Origin of the sequence: Ruegeria sp. HKCCA5839 (assembly GCF_013035585.1) — a bacterium.
In the GTDB taxonomy this organism is placed as follows: Bacteria; Pseudomonadota; Alphaproteobacteria; order Rhodobacterales; family Rhodobacteraceae; genus Ruegeria.
The window spans coordinates 118,667-135,073 of sequence record NZ_WQIE01000005.1 but is presented as its reverse complement, the minus strand read 5'-3'; the positions used below and the strand labels follow the sequence as shown (position 1 = coordinate 135,073).

Sequence of the window (16,407 nt, the reverse complement as noted above, 5' to 3'; positions counted from 1 at the left end):
ATCACACCGGGTTGATCAACCGGCCAAAGACAGGAGGCCTCCGGGCTGACGTTGGATTCGGCCCTCTAGTTCAAGATCGACCAATGCCGGACCCAGTTCCCCGGCCGTCGCTGCGATATCACGGAGCAATTGGTCTTCGGCGATGGGTGAGGGGCCAAGACGATCAAGTATCTGCGTGTGTATGGCGTGCGCGGGTTTGGGGGCCGGCGTCGGTATCGCAGGCTGAGGCTCAGCAAAGAGTTCAGCCTGCGCTGGCAGGGCTTCAATAACATCATCCGCCGAGCGCACGAGGGTTGCGCCGTCGCGAATCAGCATGTTGCATCCTGCCGCCCGCGCATCAAAGGGATGGCCGGGAACCGCCAGCACCTCGCGCCCCTGATCCAAAGCATCCCGTGCGGTGATCAGGCTGCCGGATTTGGCGGCGGCCTCAACCACCACCACCGCGCGCGCCAGACCCGAGATGATCCGGTTGCGGCGCGGGAAATGCCGGGCCTGCGGTGTCACGCCCATGGGCTGTTCCGACAGGCGTAGTCCCTGTTGCGCGATCTTGTGGGCCAGATCGGTGTTTTCAGCGGGATAGATCACATCAACGCCGCCTGCCATGACGGCAATTGTACCGGTCTCAAGCGCCGCCAGATGCGCCGCGGTATCAATACCGCGCGCCAGACCTGACACGATCACATGACCTTTGCCGCCAAGATCTGTCGCCAATCCCCTGGCCATGCGTGCACCCAGAGACGAACAGTTCCGCGCACCGACCATGGCGACCGCAGTATTTCGCAACAGAGATGTATCGCCGAGCGCCCAAAGCATCGGAGGCGCGTCGCTGAGATCATTCAACGCGTCTGGGAAATCGGAAGCGCCAAGGCACAAAAGCCGCGCTTTGGCGGCTTTTGCGGCCTTGAGTTCCGCCTCAATCACGCCGGGAGGGCAAATTTCATACCCTTCGATTCCGGCTGCGCGTGCCATTTCGGGCAGCGCGGCCAGCGCGTTCTGCGCCGAGCCATGTTCGCGCAGTAGCCTGCGAAATGTCGCCGGACCAACCTTGCGCGAGCGCAACAGACGGAGCCACGAAAACCGATCCTCTTCCGTGGTGGGTGCGAGTGGGGGGTGATTGGAAGAAAGCTGCTCCTCGGTCATCCGTTGCTCCGCCTGATTGCAAAACCGGTTTACGGGATTCGGGGTTAACAGCTTGTGAATCTTGGAAAGTTTTAACCGAAAATTCTAATGTGAGAGGAGGTGAGTCGGCGCAATGCATTGAAAAGAAAAGAGTTTCTTCCAAAGAATCTTTTCGGGCCGCAGGCAAAGGCACATAGCGGCACAAGGATAACCCTGTGCCGCTGCGCGATTAGGTCGCCGATCCGCCGACAGTCAGCCCGTCCATCAAAACGGTTGGCTGCCCCACACCCACAGGCACCCATTGGCCGTCTTTGCCGCAGGTTCCCATACCGGGGTCCAAAGCCATGTCGTTGCCCAGGCCCCGGATGCGTTTGAGGGCCGAGGGGCCGTCTCCGATCAGCGTTGCGCCTTTGACCGGTGCGCCGATCTTGCCATTTTCGACGCGATACGCCTCGGTGCAGGAAAACACGAACTTGCCATTGGTGATATCGACCTGACCGCCGCCAAAGCCCACAGCCCATATGCCGTCCTTGATATCGGCCACCAGCGATGCGGGGTCTGCGTCTCCACCCAGCATGATCGTGTTGGTCATACGTGGCATGGGCTTGTGGGCATAGCTTTGGCGGCGTCCGTTACCGGTGGGGGCAACACCCATCAAGCGTGCGTTCTGGCGATCTTGCATATATCCGGTCAGGATACCGTCTTCGATAAGTACAGTGCGCGCGCTGGGCGTGCCTTCATCATCCACGGTGATCGAGCCGCGACGGTCCGCGATGGTTCCGTCATCTACAACAGTTACACCTTTCGAGGCGATCTGCTGCCCCATCAGCCCTGCAAAGGCCGAGCTGCCCTTGCGGTTGAAGTCGCCTTCCAGCCCATGACCAATGGCCTCATGCAGCAATATTCCAGGCCAGCCGGGGCCCAACGCGACCTCCATCACACCAGCAGGGGCGGGGACAGCGTCGAGGTTGACCAGTGCAATACGCAGCGCTTCGCGGGCCTTGTCCTGCCAATCGGCCGGATCAATCAGCCCGTCCAGACCAACACGCCCACCGCCACCCGCCGATCCGCTTTCGCGGCGACCATCCTGTTCGACAATGACCGAGACATTCAGCCGGGTCATCGGACGCGTGTCTTGCACCAACACGCCATCGGGGCGCAGGATCTGGACCTCTTGCACGGAAGCCATGATCGTTGCGCTGACCTGCACGACACGTGAGTCGAGGTCACGTGCAAAGGCGTCAATAGCGCGCAAGGTTTCGATCTTGACCGGGAAATCAGCGGACTCGATCGGATCCTGATCGGTGTAAAGCCGCGTGTTGGTCGGGCGCGGCGCTTCGGCCAGGCTGCCGCCGCCATCGCCCACCGCCAGTCGTGCGGTTTCAGCCGCCCGCTTCAGTGCCGCCATCGAAACGTCGGTGGAATGCGCATACCCGGCAACTTCACCCTGGACCGCACGCAGACCGAATCCCTCGGACGCGTCATAAGACGCGTTGCGCAATCGCCCATCGTCAAAGACCAGAGATTCGGATTTCCGCCGTTCGACAAACAGATCTCCGTCTTCTGCGCCGTCCGTTGCTGCCTGCAAAACAGACAGGGCTTCGTCCAGTGGCAGGGCGCTTTCAAATGGGCGAAACGGGTCGTTGGACATGGGGCGGGACCTTTCCGGTTTGATCCAGATCAAAAATAGCGTCTGTTTGACGCAAGCATTTTGCTTTATCTACCCGCAGGAATATGGTTTTTAACGCGGCCAAAGACAACGGGTGAGGTGTGACCGATTCACATCTTTTCGCCAGAGACGCAAAGATCAAACGATCAGGACAGAACATGAAGAATGCTTTGATGCTTTCGGGGCTTATGGCAGCCCTCTCCAGCCTTCCCGCCATGGCTCAGGAGCTTGAGATTATTGGCAAACCGGTGGATGGCGGTATGGGTTTCCAGCCTGCAGCCACGGATCTGGCCACCGGAATTCACCGGCTGGACAACATGCTTTTGGTGATCATCACCTTGATCTGCGTCTTTGTTGCAGCCCTGCTGGTCTATTGCATCGTGCGCTACAACCAGCGCGCAAATCCGACGCCTGCGCGATTCTCGCACTACACTCCGGTCGAGATCGCCTGGACCCTGGGCCCGGTTCTGATTCTGGTCTTCATCGGGGCGTTTTCGCTGCCGGTGCTGTTCAAACAGCAGGAAATTCCGGAAGGCGATGTTGTTATCAAGGTGGTCGGCAACCAGTGGTACTGGACCTATGAGTATGTCGATCACGACTTTGCCTTCGACAGCTATCTGCTGGGTCACCCGGCAACCCTGGACGAAGGCGCGCGCCCGGCTGATGCAGATGTGACGCCGTTTGTGCTGGACGACGCGATGCGCGCCAAACTTGCAGATGCGGGGTACAGCGACGATGAGTGGCTGCTGGCCACCGACACCGCGGTTGTTGTCCCTGTGGGTAAGGTCATCGTCATGCAGGTCACCGCATCGGACGTGATTCATTCCTGGACCATCCCATCCTTTGGGGTGAAACAGGATGGTGTTCCGGGTCGCCTGGCCGAGCTGTGGTTCGAAGCGGACCGTGAAGGCATCTATTTCGGCCAGTGCTCGGAACTGTGCGGCAAGGATCATGCCTACATGCCAATCACAGTCAAAGTGGTGAGCGAAGAAGCCTATGAAGAATGGCTGCAGGGCGCGATTGATGAATATGCGGGCCTGCCGCAGAGCTATCAGGTTGCGGCGAACTAAATCGAACAGAGTGGCGCAGGCCACCTGACACAGCTAACGGGCTGCGCGGGGGATCGCGCAGCTTTCGCCTCAGAAGGACCGGAAATGACCGACGCAAGCATCAATGCCAGCACAGCACCCGCCCAGGCGGATGAGGCCGGCTTTGGCGACTATTTCGCGCTGCTCAAGCCGCGCGTGATGTCGCTTGTGGTGTTTACCGCGCTGGTCGGCCTGTTGGCGGCGCCGGTGCCCGTGCATCCGATTGTGGGCTTTTGCGCGATCCTGTTCATCGCCATCGGCGGCGGCGCCTCGGGCGCGCTGAACATGTGGTGGGACGCGGATATCGACCGGGTCATGAAGCGCACAAAGGGGCGTCCAATCCCTTCGGGCAAGGTGGACGAGGGCGAAGCGCTGGCACTCGGGTTGGCTCTGTCCGGTCTGTCTGTGATCATGCTGGGACTGGCGACCAACTGGTTTGCAGGCGCGTTCCTGGCCTTCACCATCTTTTTCTACGTCGTGATCTATACCATGTGGCTCAAGCGTACGACGCCACAGAACATCGTGATCGGTGGCGCGGCAGGGGCCTTCCCGCCGGTGATCGGATGGGTCGCGGCCACCGGATCCATGACGCTTGAGCCTTGGCTCATGTTCGCCCTGACCTTCATGTGGACACCGCCGCATTTCTGGGCCTTGGCACTGTTCATGCGCTCGGACTATGACGATGCGGGCGTCCCGATGCTGACGGTGACCCATGGTCGCCGGGCGACCCGTACGCATATCCTGATCTATACGGTTCTGCTGGCGGTTTTGGCGATTGGTACGGGGTTCTCGGGCATCGGCGGACCGATTTATCTGGCTGTCGCTTTGATCTTGAACGCACTGTTCTTGCGGGGCGCCTGGCAGATTTCGCGCCGGACCGAAGCGGATTCCGAAGCTGATAACTTCAAGGTCGAACGCAGTTTCTTCAAGCTGTCGCTGCTATATCTCTTCCTGCATTTTGGCGCGATTCTGGTCGAGGCGCTGCTGAAGCCTTACGGTCTGGGAGGCTGGTTATGAGCCTGCGCAAATCGCATGAGCTGCATCAACGCCGGTTTAGTCGCAATCTGGGCGTTGGCCTGACGCTGGCGGCGTTTATCGTGATTATCTTCGGCCTGACGGTCGTAAAGGTCTCGGGCACCGATTTTGGAATGGCAACGCAAGAGGTTCAAAACTGATGGCTCTGTCTGGTCCTCAGAAAACGGTTGCTCAAACAGTGGGGCTGGTCCTGTTGATGGGCAGCCTGGCATGGGCAGCGGTCCCGTTCTACGACTGGTTCTGCCGGGTGACCGGCTTTGGTGGCACGACAGGCGTGGCCGAGGCGGCGCCCGAGGACATCCTTGACCGCACCATCACTGTGCGCTTTGACGCTTCGAAAGCCAAAGACATGGCTTGGGAGTTCAAACCCGTGGAACGCGAGATGGAGGTCCGCATCGGCGAAACCGGATTGGCGTTTTACGAGGCCTACAATCCGACCGACAGACCGATTGCGGGGCAGGCGTCGTACAACGTAGCGCCGTATTCTGCCGGTGGTTATTTCCAAAAGATCGCCTGCTTCTGCTTTGAAGAGCAGGTCTTGCAACCCGGCGAGCGGGTCGAGATGCCGGTCAGCTTCTTCGTTGACCCGGAACTGGTTGAAGATCTGGAAGCCAAATATGTGCATACGATCACACTGTCGTATACATTCTACGAAATTGACCTGCCCGAGGGCTATGCCGCCCTTGAGACGCAGGCTGATACAAACACGAACTAACGCCTGTAGGTGAGGGACGCTGATGGCACACGCAAAAAACCATGATTATCACATTCTGGCCCCGTCGATCTGGCCATTGGTCGGCGCGGTAGCCGGATTTGTGATGCTGTTCGGAGCCGTTCTGTGGATGCACGGGATTACCCCATGGATCTTCTGGATGGGCCTTGTTGGTGTTCTTTACACCATGTTCGCCTGGTGGTCCGAAGTGGTGGTCGAAAGCCGTCAGGGTGATCACACGCCGGTTGTGCGCATCGGGTTGCGCTATGGCTTTATCCTGTTCGTGATGTCCGAGGTGATGTTCTTCTTCGCCTGGTTCTGGTCGTTCTTCAAACATCGCATGTATCCGATGTACGACTATGCGGGCACCGAATATATCCAGCCGGATATTCACGCGGTTGACCCGTTCCACCTGCCGCTGATCAACACGCTGGTTCTGCTGTTGTCGGGGTGTGCGATCACCTGGGCGCACCATGCGCTTGTGCATGACAATGACCGCAAGGCGCTGATCAATGGTCTGGCGATTGGTATCGTGTTGGGCATCGCCTTCACCGCGTTGCAAGCCTTTGAGTACTATGAATTGCTGGCCCATGAGGGTTGGGTCTTCGGCGGCGATCAGTTCTATTCGAACTTCTTCATGGCCACCGGGTTCCACGGCGCGCATGTGATCATCGGGACGATCTTCCTGTCTGTCTGCCTGATCCGGGCGCTCAAGGGCGATTTCACGCCAGAGAAACATGTGGGCTTCGAGGCTGCTGCCTGGTACTGGCACTTCGTCGACGTCGTCTGGTTGTTCCTGTTCTTTGCCGTATACATCTGGGGTCAGGCCCCGCTGATGTAACGCCGGATGGGCTGTTCAAATGCAAAAGCCGCCCCAGGCAGGGGCGGCTTTTTCTCTATCAGGGCGCAAGATTGCGCCCGATACAATTGCGTTGTTGCAAATCATTGCACTGCGCCCTTAACAAGACGCCGATTCCGGCTTTGATACATGGTCTTCGAATGCGCCGCCTTCTGTTCTTGCTGATCTTCGGACTGACCGGTCTGGGCATTCTGCTGTCGCTGGGCGTCTGGCAGGTGCAACGGCTGGCTTGGAAGCAAGGCATTCTGGCCGAGATCGAGGCGCGCATATCCGGTAACCCGGTGGGCCTGCCTATAGCACCACAGCCTGAACGGGACCGGTACCTTCCTGTTGCCCTGACCGGTGAGATGCTGCCGGGCGAGGTGCATGTGCTGGTCTCGGTCAAGCAGGTCGGTCCGGGGTATCGCATCGTCGCGCCTTTCCGTAGTGGCGACCGCACCGTTTTGGTGGATCGTGGCTTTGTCCCAACCACCGCCAAGGAAGCGGCGCGTCTGGTTGGAGCGATGGAGGTCACCGGCAATCTGCACTGGCCGAATGAGATCGACAGCTACACGCCGGACGCGGATATTGAAGGCAACATCTGGTTCGCCCGCGACGTGCCCGCATTGGCCGCCGCATTGGGGACCGAGCCAGTGCTGCTGATCGCTCGATCTGAGACCGATCCGGGCGTGATCCCTCTGCCCGTGGACACGGCCGGTATCCCCAATGATCACCTGCAATATGCAATCACCTGGTTTGGGCTGGCCCTGGTTTGGGCCGCGATGACCGGATACTTCCTGTGGCGCAGTCGCGCCAATTCTGAGAGTAACGCGCTATGAAATACATCTCGACCCGTGGGCAGGCGCCCGAACTGACATTTGAAGAAGCGATGCTGACCGGTCTGGCCCGTGATGGCGGCTTGTACCTGCCAGCTGAAATCCCGGTGATGCGCCAGGACGAGATCGCGGCTTTGGCCGGCCTGCCCTATGAAGAGATCGCATTTCGGGTGATGTGGCCCTATGTCAGCGGCTCGTTCGGGGAAGATGAGTTTAAGGAAATCATTGCACGGGCCTATCAAGTCTTCGGTCATGATGCGCGCGCGCCGTTGAAGCAGCTGAACGAGAACCATTTCCTGTTGGAGCTGTTCCACGGGCCGACACTGGCCTTCAAAGATTTCGCCATGCAGCTGATCGGCCAGCTGTTTCAGGTGGCGCTGAAGCGGCGCGGCGACCGAGTAACCATTGTGGGCGCGACCAGCGGCGATACGGGATCAGCGGCGATCGAGGCCTTTCGGGGGCTGGATGCGGTGGATGTGTTCATTCTTTACCCGCATGGCCGCGTGTCCGAGGTGCAGCGTCGTCAGATGACAACGCCGGCAGACAGCAATGTCCATGCGCTGGCCGTGGACGGTGACTTTGATGATTGCCAGGCTGCGCTGAAAGACATGTTCAACGATTTTGATTTCCGGGATGAGGTGAAACTGGCGGGTGTGAACTCGATCAACTTTGCCCGCGTTCTGGCGCAGATCGTGTATTATTTCTCGGCGGCGGTTAGCCTGGGCGCACCGCATCGCAAGGTCAGCTTTACCGTACCCACCGGCAATTTCGGTGACATTTTTGCAGGTTATCTGGCCAAACGCATGGGCCTGCCCATCGACCGCTTGGTTGTGGCCACCAATCAGAACGACATTCTGCATCGGTGCTTGTCGGGTGAGGGCTATTTCAAAGGTGACACGATCCCGTCGATCAGCCCGTCGATGGATATTCAGGTCAGCTCGAATTTCGAACGGGCGCTGTATTATGCCTATGGTGAGGATGGCAGCGCTGTTGCGCAGTTGATGGATGAGCTGAAAACCGGCGGCTTCAACGTGAGCCAAGGCGCGATGCAGGCGCTGCGCGAAAGCTTTGACTCGGGCCGGGTATCTGAGAACGAGACGCTGGCGACCATCAAGCACACGCTGGCCAACAGCGCGGAACTGGTTTGCCCGCATACCGCAGTGGGTATCAAGGTTGCCGAAGAACAGCGCAGGGCGGATGTCCCGATGATCACGCTGGCCACAGCGCACCCGGCGAAATTCCCGGCAGCGGTTGAGGAGGCGAGCGGCGTGCATCCGCCTCTTCCCTCCCGCATGTCTGATCTGTATGAACGTCCGGAACGGGTGACCCGCATCGCCAATGATCTGGGCACCCTTGAGGATCATATCAGAAGGCATATCGCTGAGTGACTGTCAGACAAGACCAATTGAAGAACGGCTTTCGGATCGTCAGTGAACATATGCCGGGGCTGCAATCGGCAGCCATCGGCATCTGGGTGACCGCCGGGGGACGGCATGAGAGGATCGAGCAGAACGGGATCGCCCACTTCCTTGAGCATATGGCGTTCAAGGGAACCGAGCGGCGCTCGGCTCTGCAAATCGCTGAGGCGATCGAGGATGTGGGCGGCTATATCAACGCCTATACCTCACGCGAGGTGACCGCCTATTATGCGCGCGTTCTGAAGGACGATGTGGCGCTGGCCATGGATGTGATCGGCGATATCGTGTTGAACCCGGTCTTTGACCCGCGCGAGATCGAGGTTGAGCGTGGTGTGATCCTGCAGGAGATCGGTCAGGCCTATGACACGCCCGACGATGTGATCTTTGACTGGCTGCAAGAGCAGAGCTATCACGATCAACCCTTAGGACGCACCATTTTGGGCCCGTCCGAGCGGGTCAGCGCGTTTTCGCGCGAGGATTTGTCAGGCTTTGTGGCAGAGCACTACGGGCCCGAGCAGATGATCCTGTCTGCCGCCGGAGCGGTGGATCATGATGCGCTGATGGCGATGGCCGAAGAAATGTTTGGCCATCTAAAGCCTCGGAAAGGTCTGATCGCTGAAACCGCTCGTTTTACTGGCGGCGAAGCACGGCAGGAAAAGGATCTGGAACAGGCGCATTTTGCGCTAGCGCTTGAGAGCCCGGGATATCGCGATGACGGGATCTATACGGCGCAGATCTATTCGACCGCTTTGGGTGGCGGTATGTCTTCGCGCTTGTTTCAGGAAGTGCGTGAAAGCCGGGGGCTCTGCTATACGATTTTTGCGCAGACCGGGGCTTATGCCGATACCGGAACCACCACGATCTATGCGGGAACATCCGCCGATCAGGTGGCAGAATTGGCGACGATCACCATTGATGAGATGAAACGCGCAGCCGATGACATGAGCGCCCAAGAGGTCGCGCGGGCGCGCGCGCAGATGAAGGCTGGAATGTTGATGGGGCTTGAAAGCCCATCGAACCGGGCCGAACGGCTGGCGCGACTGGTGCAGATCTGGGGGCGAGTCCCGTCGCTTGAGGACACCGTGGCCAAAATAGACGCGGTGAGTACCGATGATGTACGCAGCTTCGCCGAGGTCATGGCAGCCCAAGCCCCAGCGGCGCTGGCGCTTTACGGTCCGATCTCGGGCGCTCCTTCACTGGCGGACTTGCAGGAGAGGCGCGCGGCGTGATGCTTCTGGGCCGACGCAAGCTGAAACTCGAAACCGAGCGCCTGAGCTTGCGCCCGCCCATTCACTCGGATTTCAACGAATGGGCCGCGCTTCGCCGCAGCTCAAAGGATTATCTGGTGCCGTGGGAGCCGGTTTGGGCCAAGGATCATCTGAGCCGTAAATCCTTTACCAACCGGGTCTATTGGGCGCAGCGATCTGTGGCGAGCGGGACAGCGATCCCGTTATTTCTGTTTCGGCGCAGCGACAATGTGTTGTTGGGAGCGATCACACTGGACAATATCCGGCGGGGGCCAGCGCAGGCGGGCACTTTGGGGTATTGGACGGGGCAGACCTATGCCCGCCAGGGATATATGCGCGAAGCCATTGGCGCAGTGGTGCATCACGCGTTTACCCGCCTGGACCTGAGCCGGGTCGAGGCGGCGTGTCTGCCTGAAAACAAGGCCTCTCGCGGATTGTTGGAAAGCTCGGGCTTCAAATACGAGGGCGTTGCGCAGTCGTATTTGCAGATCAATGGCCGCTGGCGCACCCATGTGCTCTATGCAAGCCTTCGGTCCGACCGTCGGGGTCGGACGGATGCGGGCTAGGCGGCTCTACCCCGTCGCGGCGGGCCGCGACTTCCCCTTGGATATTTTGGGCCAGATGAACAAGGGACATGACTTGCCGGGATTCTGCGCTACACTCTGATCATGCGCTGGTTGGTTGTGGCATTGATGGTGATATCGGGCGGGGCTTCGGCGCAGGAACGGCGACCGAGCCATTGCATTGCCATCGCTGATGCCGCGCCGGGGATTGAATACATTCACAAGGCGGCCTGGACAGACCCCGTGCCGGAATTTTCGGTGCGGATCAGCTATGTTGCTCATGCGTCTTTTCTGATTCAGACGCAGGGCGGATTGAACGCAGTCACCGATTTCACAGGCTTTATCGGTGGCGCGAATCTGATCCCGGATGTGGTGACAATGAACCACGCCCACAGCACCCATTGGACCGCCAATCCCGATCCGGCTATCCCGCATGTCCTACCGGGATGGGGCGAATTTGGGCAGGGCATCGATCATTACCTGGATCTGGGCGAGATGCTGGTGCGCAATGTCTCGACCGATATCAGATCAAGCTATGGTGGCGTTGAAGAGCGCGGCAATTCGATTTTCGTGTTCGAGGTTGAAGGTTTGTGTATCGGGCATCTTGGGCATCTGCATCACGTGCCGTCGGATGAGCAATTTGCAGCGCTTGGGCGTCTGGATGTGGTCATGGCCGCGGTCGATGGCGGCACGACCATGCCCTTGCCCGAGATGGTGACGGTGTTGCGGCGGCTGAAAAGCTCGGTCATCATTCCGATGCACTGGTTTTCGAGCTTTTCGCTGGACCGGTTCCTGGTGGAGATCCGCGAGGATTTTCCTGTTGAACGGTCCGGTGCGTCAGAACTTGTGGTGTCATTGCGCAGCTTGCCGGACCGCCCCACTGTCGTGGTGCTTGAGCCGCAATATCTGATCGATCTGGAATAGGACTTGCTGCACAGCCGTGTCTTGGGCAAAGAGGCAGCATGTTGTTGAACCCCGTAGATGAGCCGTTTTGCGCACGGGTGCGCCAGGTTTTGCCCGATGTGCTGCGCCCGGTTGAACCCCGCTATCTTGACGAGCCGCGTGGGCGGTTTTCCGGCCATGCAGGTGCCGTGGCATTGCCGCGCAGCGTTGAAGAGGTATCAACCCTTGTTCGCGTGGCAGCAGAGGCGCGCGTGCCCGTTCTACCCTATGGCGGTGGGACCGGCCTGGTTGGAGGGCAAGTGATGCCGGAAGGGCCAGCACCGCTTGTGATTTCGCTGGAACGTATGGCGGCGATCCGGGCAGTCTACGTCGACGAAAACGTGCTGATTGCCGAGGCCGGTGCCATTCTGTCGGATGTACAGGGCGCGGCAGAAGACGCGCAGCGGTTGTTCCCGCTGGCCCTGGCATCGCAAGGCTCGTGCCGGATCGGTGGCAATCTGGCGACCAATGCGGGTGGGGTCAATGTGCTGCGCTATGGCAATGCCCGCGATCTGTGCCTGGGGCTGGAGGCGGTGTTGCCCAATGGCGAGATCTGGCATGGGCTGAGTCGGTTGCGCAAGGACAATTCCGGCTATGACCTGCGCAATCTGTTGATCGGGGCGGAAGGGACGCTGGGGATCATCACCGCTGCGACGCTGAAGCTTTTCCCGCAACCCGCAGGCATTGGAACGGCGATGCTGCAGGTCGCGTCTCCTGCTGCGGCGATAGATCTTTTGGCATTGGTGCGTGGCAGGGTCGGCGATTGCGTGACCTCGTTCGAACTGATCCACCAACAGGGTTTGGACTTTCTGGCCGAGGTTTTGCCGGATGTGCGCCAGCCGTTTCAGACGGCCCCGCTCTGGAGCGTGTTACTTGAACTGGGGCTGCCAGAAGGATTGTCCCCTTCAGATGTGATCGCAGAGCTTTTTCAGAATGCCGAGGCCAAAGGGTTGGTCAGCGATGGTGTGATTGCGCAGAACAAAGAGCAGCAGGATCAGCTGTGGTCGGTGCGCGAACATATCCCCGAGGCCAACCGCTTGATCGGGTCTGTTTCGAGCCACGACATCTCGGTTCCGATCTCAGAGATTCCTGCGTTCATCCAGCAGGGGGCCAAGGTAATCGCCGCGTTGGGAGATTTCCGCATCAACTGTTTCGGACATCTGGGTGACGGTAATCTGCACTATAATGTGTTCCCACCAAAGGGGCGGAGCAAGGCCGAGTTTGATGAAATCCGTGGTGACGTGAAGCGCGCCGTGCATGATCTGGTGCACCGCTTCAACGGCTCGGTCAGTGCCGAACACGGTGTGGGTCGGCTGAAGACCGGTGATCTGCAGCGCTATGGCGATCCCGTAAAACTGCGGGCGATGCGTGCGATCAAGGCTGCGTTGGATCCTATGGGGATCATGAACCCCGGCGCCGTTCTGTCGGAATAGTCGCGGTCCCGGTTGGGACCGCAACCAGGTGCCAGATCAGGTGGCCGGCAGGATGACTTTGTCGATCACGTGGATCACACCGTTATCCGCCTCGATATCCGCCTGAACAACGTTGGCGTCATTGATCATCACACCGCTGTCCAGATCGATTGTGATGTCACCGCCCTGTACAGTTGCGGCTGTCATGTCGTCCGACAGATCACCTGACATCACTTTGCCCGGGACCACGTGATAGGTCAGGATCGCGACCAGTTGATCCTTGTTCTCGGGCTTGAGCAGGTTTTCGACAGTGCCTTCGGGCAGAGCCGCAAAGGCCTCATCCGTGGGCGCAAATACGGTGAACGGGCCTTCGCCTTTCAGCGTATCCACCAATTCAGCGGCTTGAACAGCTGCGACCAGCGTTTCGAAGGTGCCAGCGTTGACCGCTGTATCGACGATGTCTTTTTTGTTGCTACCAGCAAAGACTGTGGTGCTGAGCAGAATGGTGGCTGCGCTTGCGACTGCGAGTTTACGAAACATTTTGGACTTCCCTTGTTGAAAATGCCCAATGTGGCATCGACAAGGGTACGGGGCAGGGTCACGAAGAGATCACCAAAACTGTTGGCCGGTCGCTATTGAAGCGCGCGCGACGCGCGCTAAGCCGAGGATGTTTGTTCTTTCCAATCACAAAAACGTGATCGTGAGCCACTCAAAGGCCTTCGAATTCACACAAAACGTGGACATCCATGCCCATCTCTTCCAGCACTTTGCGACCGCCCAGCTCGGGAAGGTCGATGACAAAGGCGCAAGACACAATCTCGCCACCCAACCGTTCGATCAGCTTGATCCCGGCCGCGGCCGTGCCCCCTGTGGCCAGCAGATCGTCGACCACAAGGATCTTTTCACCAGGTTGAATGGCATCGTCGTGAATCTCGACAATCGCCTCACCGTATTCAAGCTTATAGTCCTGGCTGATGGTGGTGCCCGGCAACTTGCCTTTCTTGCGGATGGGAACAAAACCAACGCTCAACTGGTGGGCAATGGCACCGCCCAGGATAAAGCCCCGCGCCTCAAGGCCTACAACCTTGTCGATCTGCTCTCCTGCGTAGGGGTGCAGCATCTGATCGATTGCCATGCGAAACCCGCGCGGATCTGCAAACAACGTCGTCACGTCTCGGAACATGATCCCCTCATGTGGGAAATCGACGATGGTTCGAACGTAGTCCTTTACGGATTTTGTCTTAGGCATGGGCCACCCCCTTGGCATCAGGCACGCAGAAGTGTTTGGCCCATCACAGAAAGTCTTGCAAGGAAAGTTTGCGCCGGGCCTATTTGCGACGTCGGATCATGATGCTTGGCAGGCCGTAATAGCGATATAGGTTGGCAGGAAGCCAAGACAGATGGGGTTTGCGCCAATTGCGCTGATCTTTCAAAAGAAATGCTTGAGCCACATGAAGATTCATTGCGTCAGTCCTGTTTTTATTGTTAGGTGCCCGATAACGACAAACTCTATGCTGCGTATATACAATGCATCGCGAAAAGAATCAAGTTTAGACGGGGTCAGCGCTAGTGGCGAAGAAAGACGGCAAAGGGTCCACCAAGAAAAACAGCCAGTTGGTCTTGCGACTGGACAAGGATGAACGCGACGCATTTGTTGAGCTGTGCAAAGAATTGGACACATCAGCGGCGCGTGAAATCCGTCGGTTTATTCGCGGATTTATGAAAGAAAACGCCGACAGCTAAGTACCGTCAGGCCGGGCGGCGCAGTACCGCCGTGGCCAATCCCATTCCAATCAGGGTCAACCCGCCAAACCGTGTCATCGCGGTAATCACACTTTCACGTCCAATCAATCGGCGTAGACGGTCAGCCAGCAAGGCATAGGCCAAGGCGTTCAACCAGGCCAAGCCGACGAATGTTGCGATCAGGATGGCGAACTGAGGCCCCAAGGGATCAGCAGGGCGCAGGAATTGGGGTGCAAAGGCAATGAAGAATGCAATGGATTTCGGGTTCAGCGCTGTCACCGCCGCTGCGTGCCCAAACACGCTGCGGGCTGAGACGTCTCGATCCGTTTCCACCGTCGTCAACCCGCCCGATGGGGCGCTGCGCAACAGCTTGATACCCAGCCAGATCAGGTAGGCGGCCCCGACCCATTTCAAGACCGAAAACAATGTGGCCGACGCCAAAACCAGCGCCCCCAACCCTAACAAAGACGCGGTCATGGCGACGAGATCTCCGACGGCCACCCCCGTTGCCGAAGCCACGGCGACACTCCGCCCCTTGGACAATGCATAGCTGAGCACCAACAGCACAGTCGGGCCGGGGATGAGCAAAAGGGCGGTCGATGCGGCGACAAAGGCCAACCAAAGATCAAAACTCATGGAGGATCCTGTCCTATTTTGAGACAGGAAGCCTGCAAACCTATAAGCCGTCAAGCTATTCACGTATCGTTCCGAGCAAAGCCAGGTCGAACGACACATCGTGTTGAAAGAAACCGCACCGGCGTAGGTCGGTCTGACCCTTCCAACCAGCTCCGGTCTTTCGTTTGCAAGATGGTTGCAACATGAAGACCACGTTAAGCCGTACTCATTCGGCTTGAAACCGCGTCGGAAATCCCCAGTCTTGAGGGGCAGATCAATATTCGGAGCGTCAAATGGCACAGGCTGAGAATTTGAGCACGGCGTCGACCAAGCAAAACCGTGCCCATCGCATTGCCGGGGTGAAACGCCTGGTGGGAAGTGCTCTGGTTCTGCTCGTTCTGATATACGCGACCATTCTGGGGTATATGTATTTCAACCAGCGGCAAATCCTGTTCAAAGCGGGCGAAGACTTGCCTGATCCCACCTCGGTCGGGCTCGCGGATGTCCAAGTCGAACGTATTGCCATGGCTGACGGGACAGAACTGACGGTTTGGTCAGCCCCGCCTGTATTGGAGGGCGCGCCGACGGTTCTCTTCTTTCACGGTCAAAGCGGCAGCCTCGGCGACCGCGCAGACAGGCTGAACGAAATCCTGAACTCCGGCTACGGCATCCTCGCCCCCAGTTATCGCGGCTTTCCCGGCAGCGAGGGGGCGCCGTCCGAGGCGGCCTTGATCAGCGACGGTTTGCAGCTTTATGACCGGCTGGCCGCGCAAGCGTCATCGATTGTCTTGCATGGGCAAAGCCTTGGTACCGGTGTTGCCGCAGCTGTGGCTGCGGAACGGCCGGACGCGGCGCTGTTGGTGCTTGAGGCACCGTTCACTGCGACTGTTGATGTAGCTGGCGAACGTTATCCGCTTCTGCCTGTCTCTTTGCTGATGAAAGACCAATTCGCAACCCGCGACATCATCGGTGACATCACAGTGCCAACGCTGATCTTTCATGGCGAATTGGATGAAACTGTCCCGGTCCATCATGGCAAAGCCTTGGCGGATTTGTCGAACGGTAATGCCGAGTTGTTCCTGACCCCTGAAGGCCATCACAACGATCTGTGGTCTTTTGGCCTGTGGGATCAGGTTCAGGCGCGCCTGACGGCGCCCTGAACCTGCAAGA

The 16,407-nt window shown here is 58.7% G+C and carries 18 protein-coding genes; 13 read left to right on the top strand and 5 right to left on the bottom strand.

Annotated elements, in window-relative coordinates:
- Positions 1–15: 15 nt before the first annotated feature.
- Both dprA and tldD read right to left on the bottom strand, forming a co-directional pair.
- On the bottom strand, positions 16–1,140 hold the full coding sequence (gene dprA, locus GOV38_RS14650) for a DNA-processing protein DprA (protein WP_171209508.1): 1,125 nt from the start codon (positions 1,138–1,140) through the stop codon (positions 16–18).
- A gap of 208 nt (positions 1,141–1,348) precedes the next feature.
- A complete protein-coding gene (gene tldD, locus GOV38_RS14645; RefSeq protein ID WP_171209509.1) occupies positions 1,349–2,770 on the bottom strand; it encodes a metalloprotease TldD in 1,422 nt (473 codons plus the stop codon).
- A 176-nt stretch (positions 2,771–2,946) separates the two neighbouring features.
- Here tldD and coxB point away from each other — a divergent pair, with 176 nt between their 5' ends.
- The 11 genes from coxB (at position 2,947) to GOV38_RS14590 (ending at position 12,900) form a co-directional block, all read left to right on the top strand.
- Positions 2,947–3,858 (top strand): cytochrome c oxidase subunit II, encoded by a 912-nt coding sequence (gene coxB / locus GOV38_RS14640; RefSeq protein WP_171100355.1) that lies wholly within the window; start codon positions 2,947–2,949, stop codon positions 3,856–3,858.
- Positions 3,859–3,942: 84 nt separating this feature from the next.
- A complete protein-coding gene (cyoE, locus tag GOV38_RS14635) occupies positions 3,943–4,893 on the top strand; it encodes a heme o synthase (protein ID WP_171209510.1) in 951 nt (316 codons plus the stop codon).
- Positions 4,890–5,051, top strand: coding sequence for a hypothetical protein (locus GOV38_RS14630; RefSeq protein ID WP_171131458.1), 162 nt, complete (start codon positions 4,890–4,892; stop codon positions 5,049–5,051). Before cyoE ends, GOV38_RS14630 begins: the two co-directional genes overlap by 4 nt.
- The gene (locus GOV38_RS14625; protein ID WP_171131457.1) at positions 5,051–5,626 is read left to right on the top strand and encodes a cytochrome c oxidase assembly protein; all 576 of its coding nucleotides are present in this window, start codon (positions 5,051–5,053) and stop codon (positions 5,624–5,626) included. The genes GOV38_RS14630 and GOV38_RS14625 overlap by 1 nt, the downstream gene beginning before the upstream one ends.
- 22 nt (positions 5,627–5,648) lie before the next feature.
- Complete coding sequence (locus GOV38_RS14620) at positions 5,649–6,464, top strand: cytochrome c oxidase subunit 3 (RefSeq protein ID WP_171100348.1); 816 nt, start codon at positions 5,649–5,651, stop codon at positions 6,462–6,464.
- Positions 6,465–6,622: 158 nt separating this feature from the next.
- Positions 6,623–7,300 carry an SURF1 family protein gene (locus GOV38_RS14615; protein WP_171209511.1) on the top strand — a complete coding sequence of 226 codons (678 nt, stop codon included), beginning with the start codon at positions 6,623–6,625 and terminating at the stop codon, positions 7,298–7,300.
- Positions 7,297–8,685 carry a threonine synthase gene (gene thrC / locus GOV38_RS14610; protein WP_171209512.1) on the top strand — a complete coding sequence of 463 codons (1,389 nt, stop codon included), beginning with the start codon at positions 7,297–7,299 and terminating at the stop codon, positions 8,683–8,685. Before GOV38_RS14615 ends, thrC begins: the two co-directional genes overlap by 4 nt.
- On the top strand, positions 8,682–9,944 hold the full coding sequence (locus tag GOV38_RS14605; protein WP_171131454.1) for a pitrilysin family protein: 1,263 nt from the start codon (positions 8,682–8,684) through the stop codon (positions 9,942–9,944). Before thrC ends, GOV38_RS14605 begins: the two co-directional genes overlap by 4 nt.
- Positions 9,944–10,528: a GNAT family N-acetyltransferase gene (locus tag GOV38_RS14600; RefSeq protein WP_171209624.1), complete on the top strand. Its 585-nt coding sequence runs from the start codon at positions 9,944–9,946 to the stop codon at positions 10,526–10,528. The genes GOV38_RS14605 and GOV38_RS14600 overlap by 1 nt, the downstream gene beginning before the upstream one ends.
- 102 nt (positions 10,529–10,630) lie before the next feature.
- Complete coding sequence (locus GOV38_RS14595; protein ID WP_171209513.1) at positions 10,631–11,449, top strand: MBL fold metallo-hydrolase; 819 nt, start codon at positions 10,631–10,633, stop codon at positions 11,447–11,449.
- A 38-nt stretch (positions 11,450–11,487) separates the two neighbouring features.
- Complete coding sequence (locus tag GOV38_RS14590; protein ID WP_171209514.1) at positions 11,488–12,900, top strand: FAD-binding oxidoreductase; 1,413 nt, start codon at positions 11,488–11,490, stop codon at positions 12,898–12,900.
- A 36-nt stretch (positions 12,901–12,936) separates the two neighbouring features.
- Here GOV38_RS14590 and GOV38_RS14585 read toward each other — a convergent pair whose 3' ends face one another.
- The gene (locus GOV38_RS14585; RefSeq protein WP_171100333.1) at positions 12,937–13,419 is read right to left on the bottom strand and encodes a fasciclin domain-containing protein; all 483 of its coding nucleotides are present in this window, start codon (positions 13,417–13,419) and stop codon (positions 12,937–12,939) included.
- A gap of 169 nt (positions 13,420–13,588) precedes the next feature.
- On the bottom strand, positions 13,589–14,128 hold the full coding sequence (locus GOV38_RS14580; protein WP_171209515.1) for an adenine phosphoribosyltransferase: 540 nt from the start codon (positions 14,126–14,128) through the stop codon (positions 13,589–13,591).
- 320 nt (positions 14,129–14,448) lie between these two features.
- Here GOV38_RS14580 and GOV38_RS14575 point away from each other — a divergent pair, with 320 nt between their 5' ends.
- The gene (locus GOV38_RS14575) at positions 14,449–14,622 is read left to right on the top strand and encodes a hypothetical protein (protein WP_171100329.1); all 174 of its coding nucleotides are present in this window, start codon (positions 14,449–14,451) and stop codon (positions 14,620–14,622) included.
- A gap of 6 nt (positions 14,623–14,628) precedes the next feature.
- Here the strand turns inward: GOV38_RS14575 and GOV38_RS14570 are convergent, their stop codons facing one another.
- Positions 14,629–15,258, bottom strand: coding sequence for a LysE family translocator (locus GOV38_RS14570; RefSeq protein ID WP_171209516.1), 630 nt, complete (start codon positions 15,256–15,258; stop codon positions 14,629–14,631).
- Between the two features lie 272 nt (positions 15,259–15,530).
- Between GOV38_RS14570 and GOV38_RS14565 the strand changes: the two genes are divergently transcribed.
- Positions 15,531–16,397: an alpha/beta hydrolase gene (locus GOV38_RS14565; RefSeq protein ID WP_171209517.1), complete on the top strand. Its 867-nt coding sequence runs from the start codon at positions 15,531–15,533 to the stop codon at positions 16,395–16,397.
- Positions 16,398–16,407: the final 10 nt, after the last annotated feature.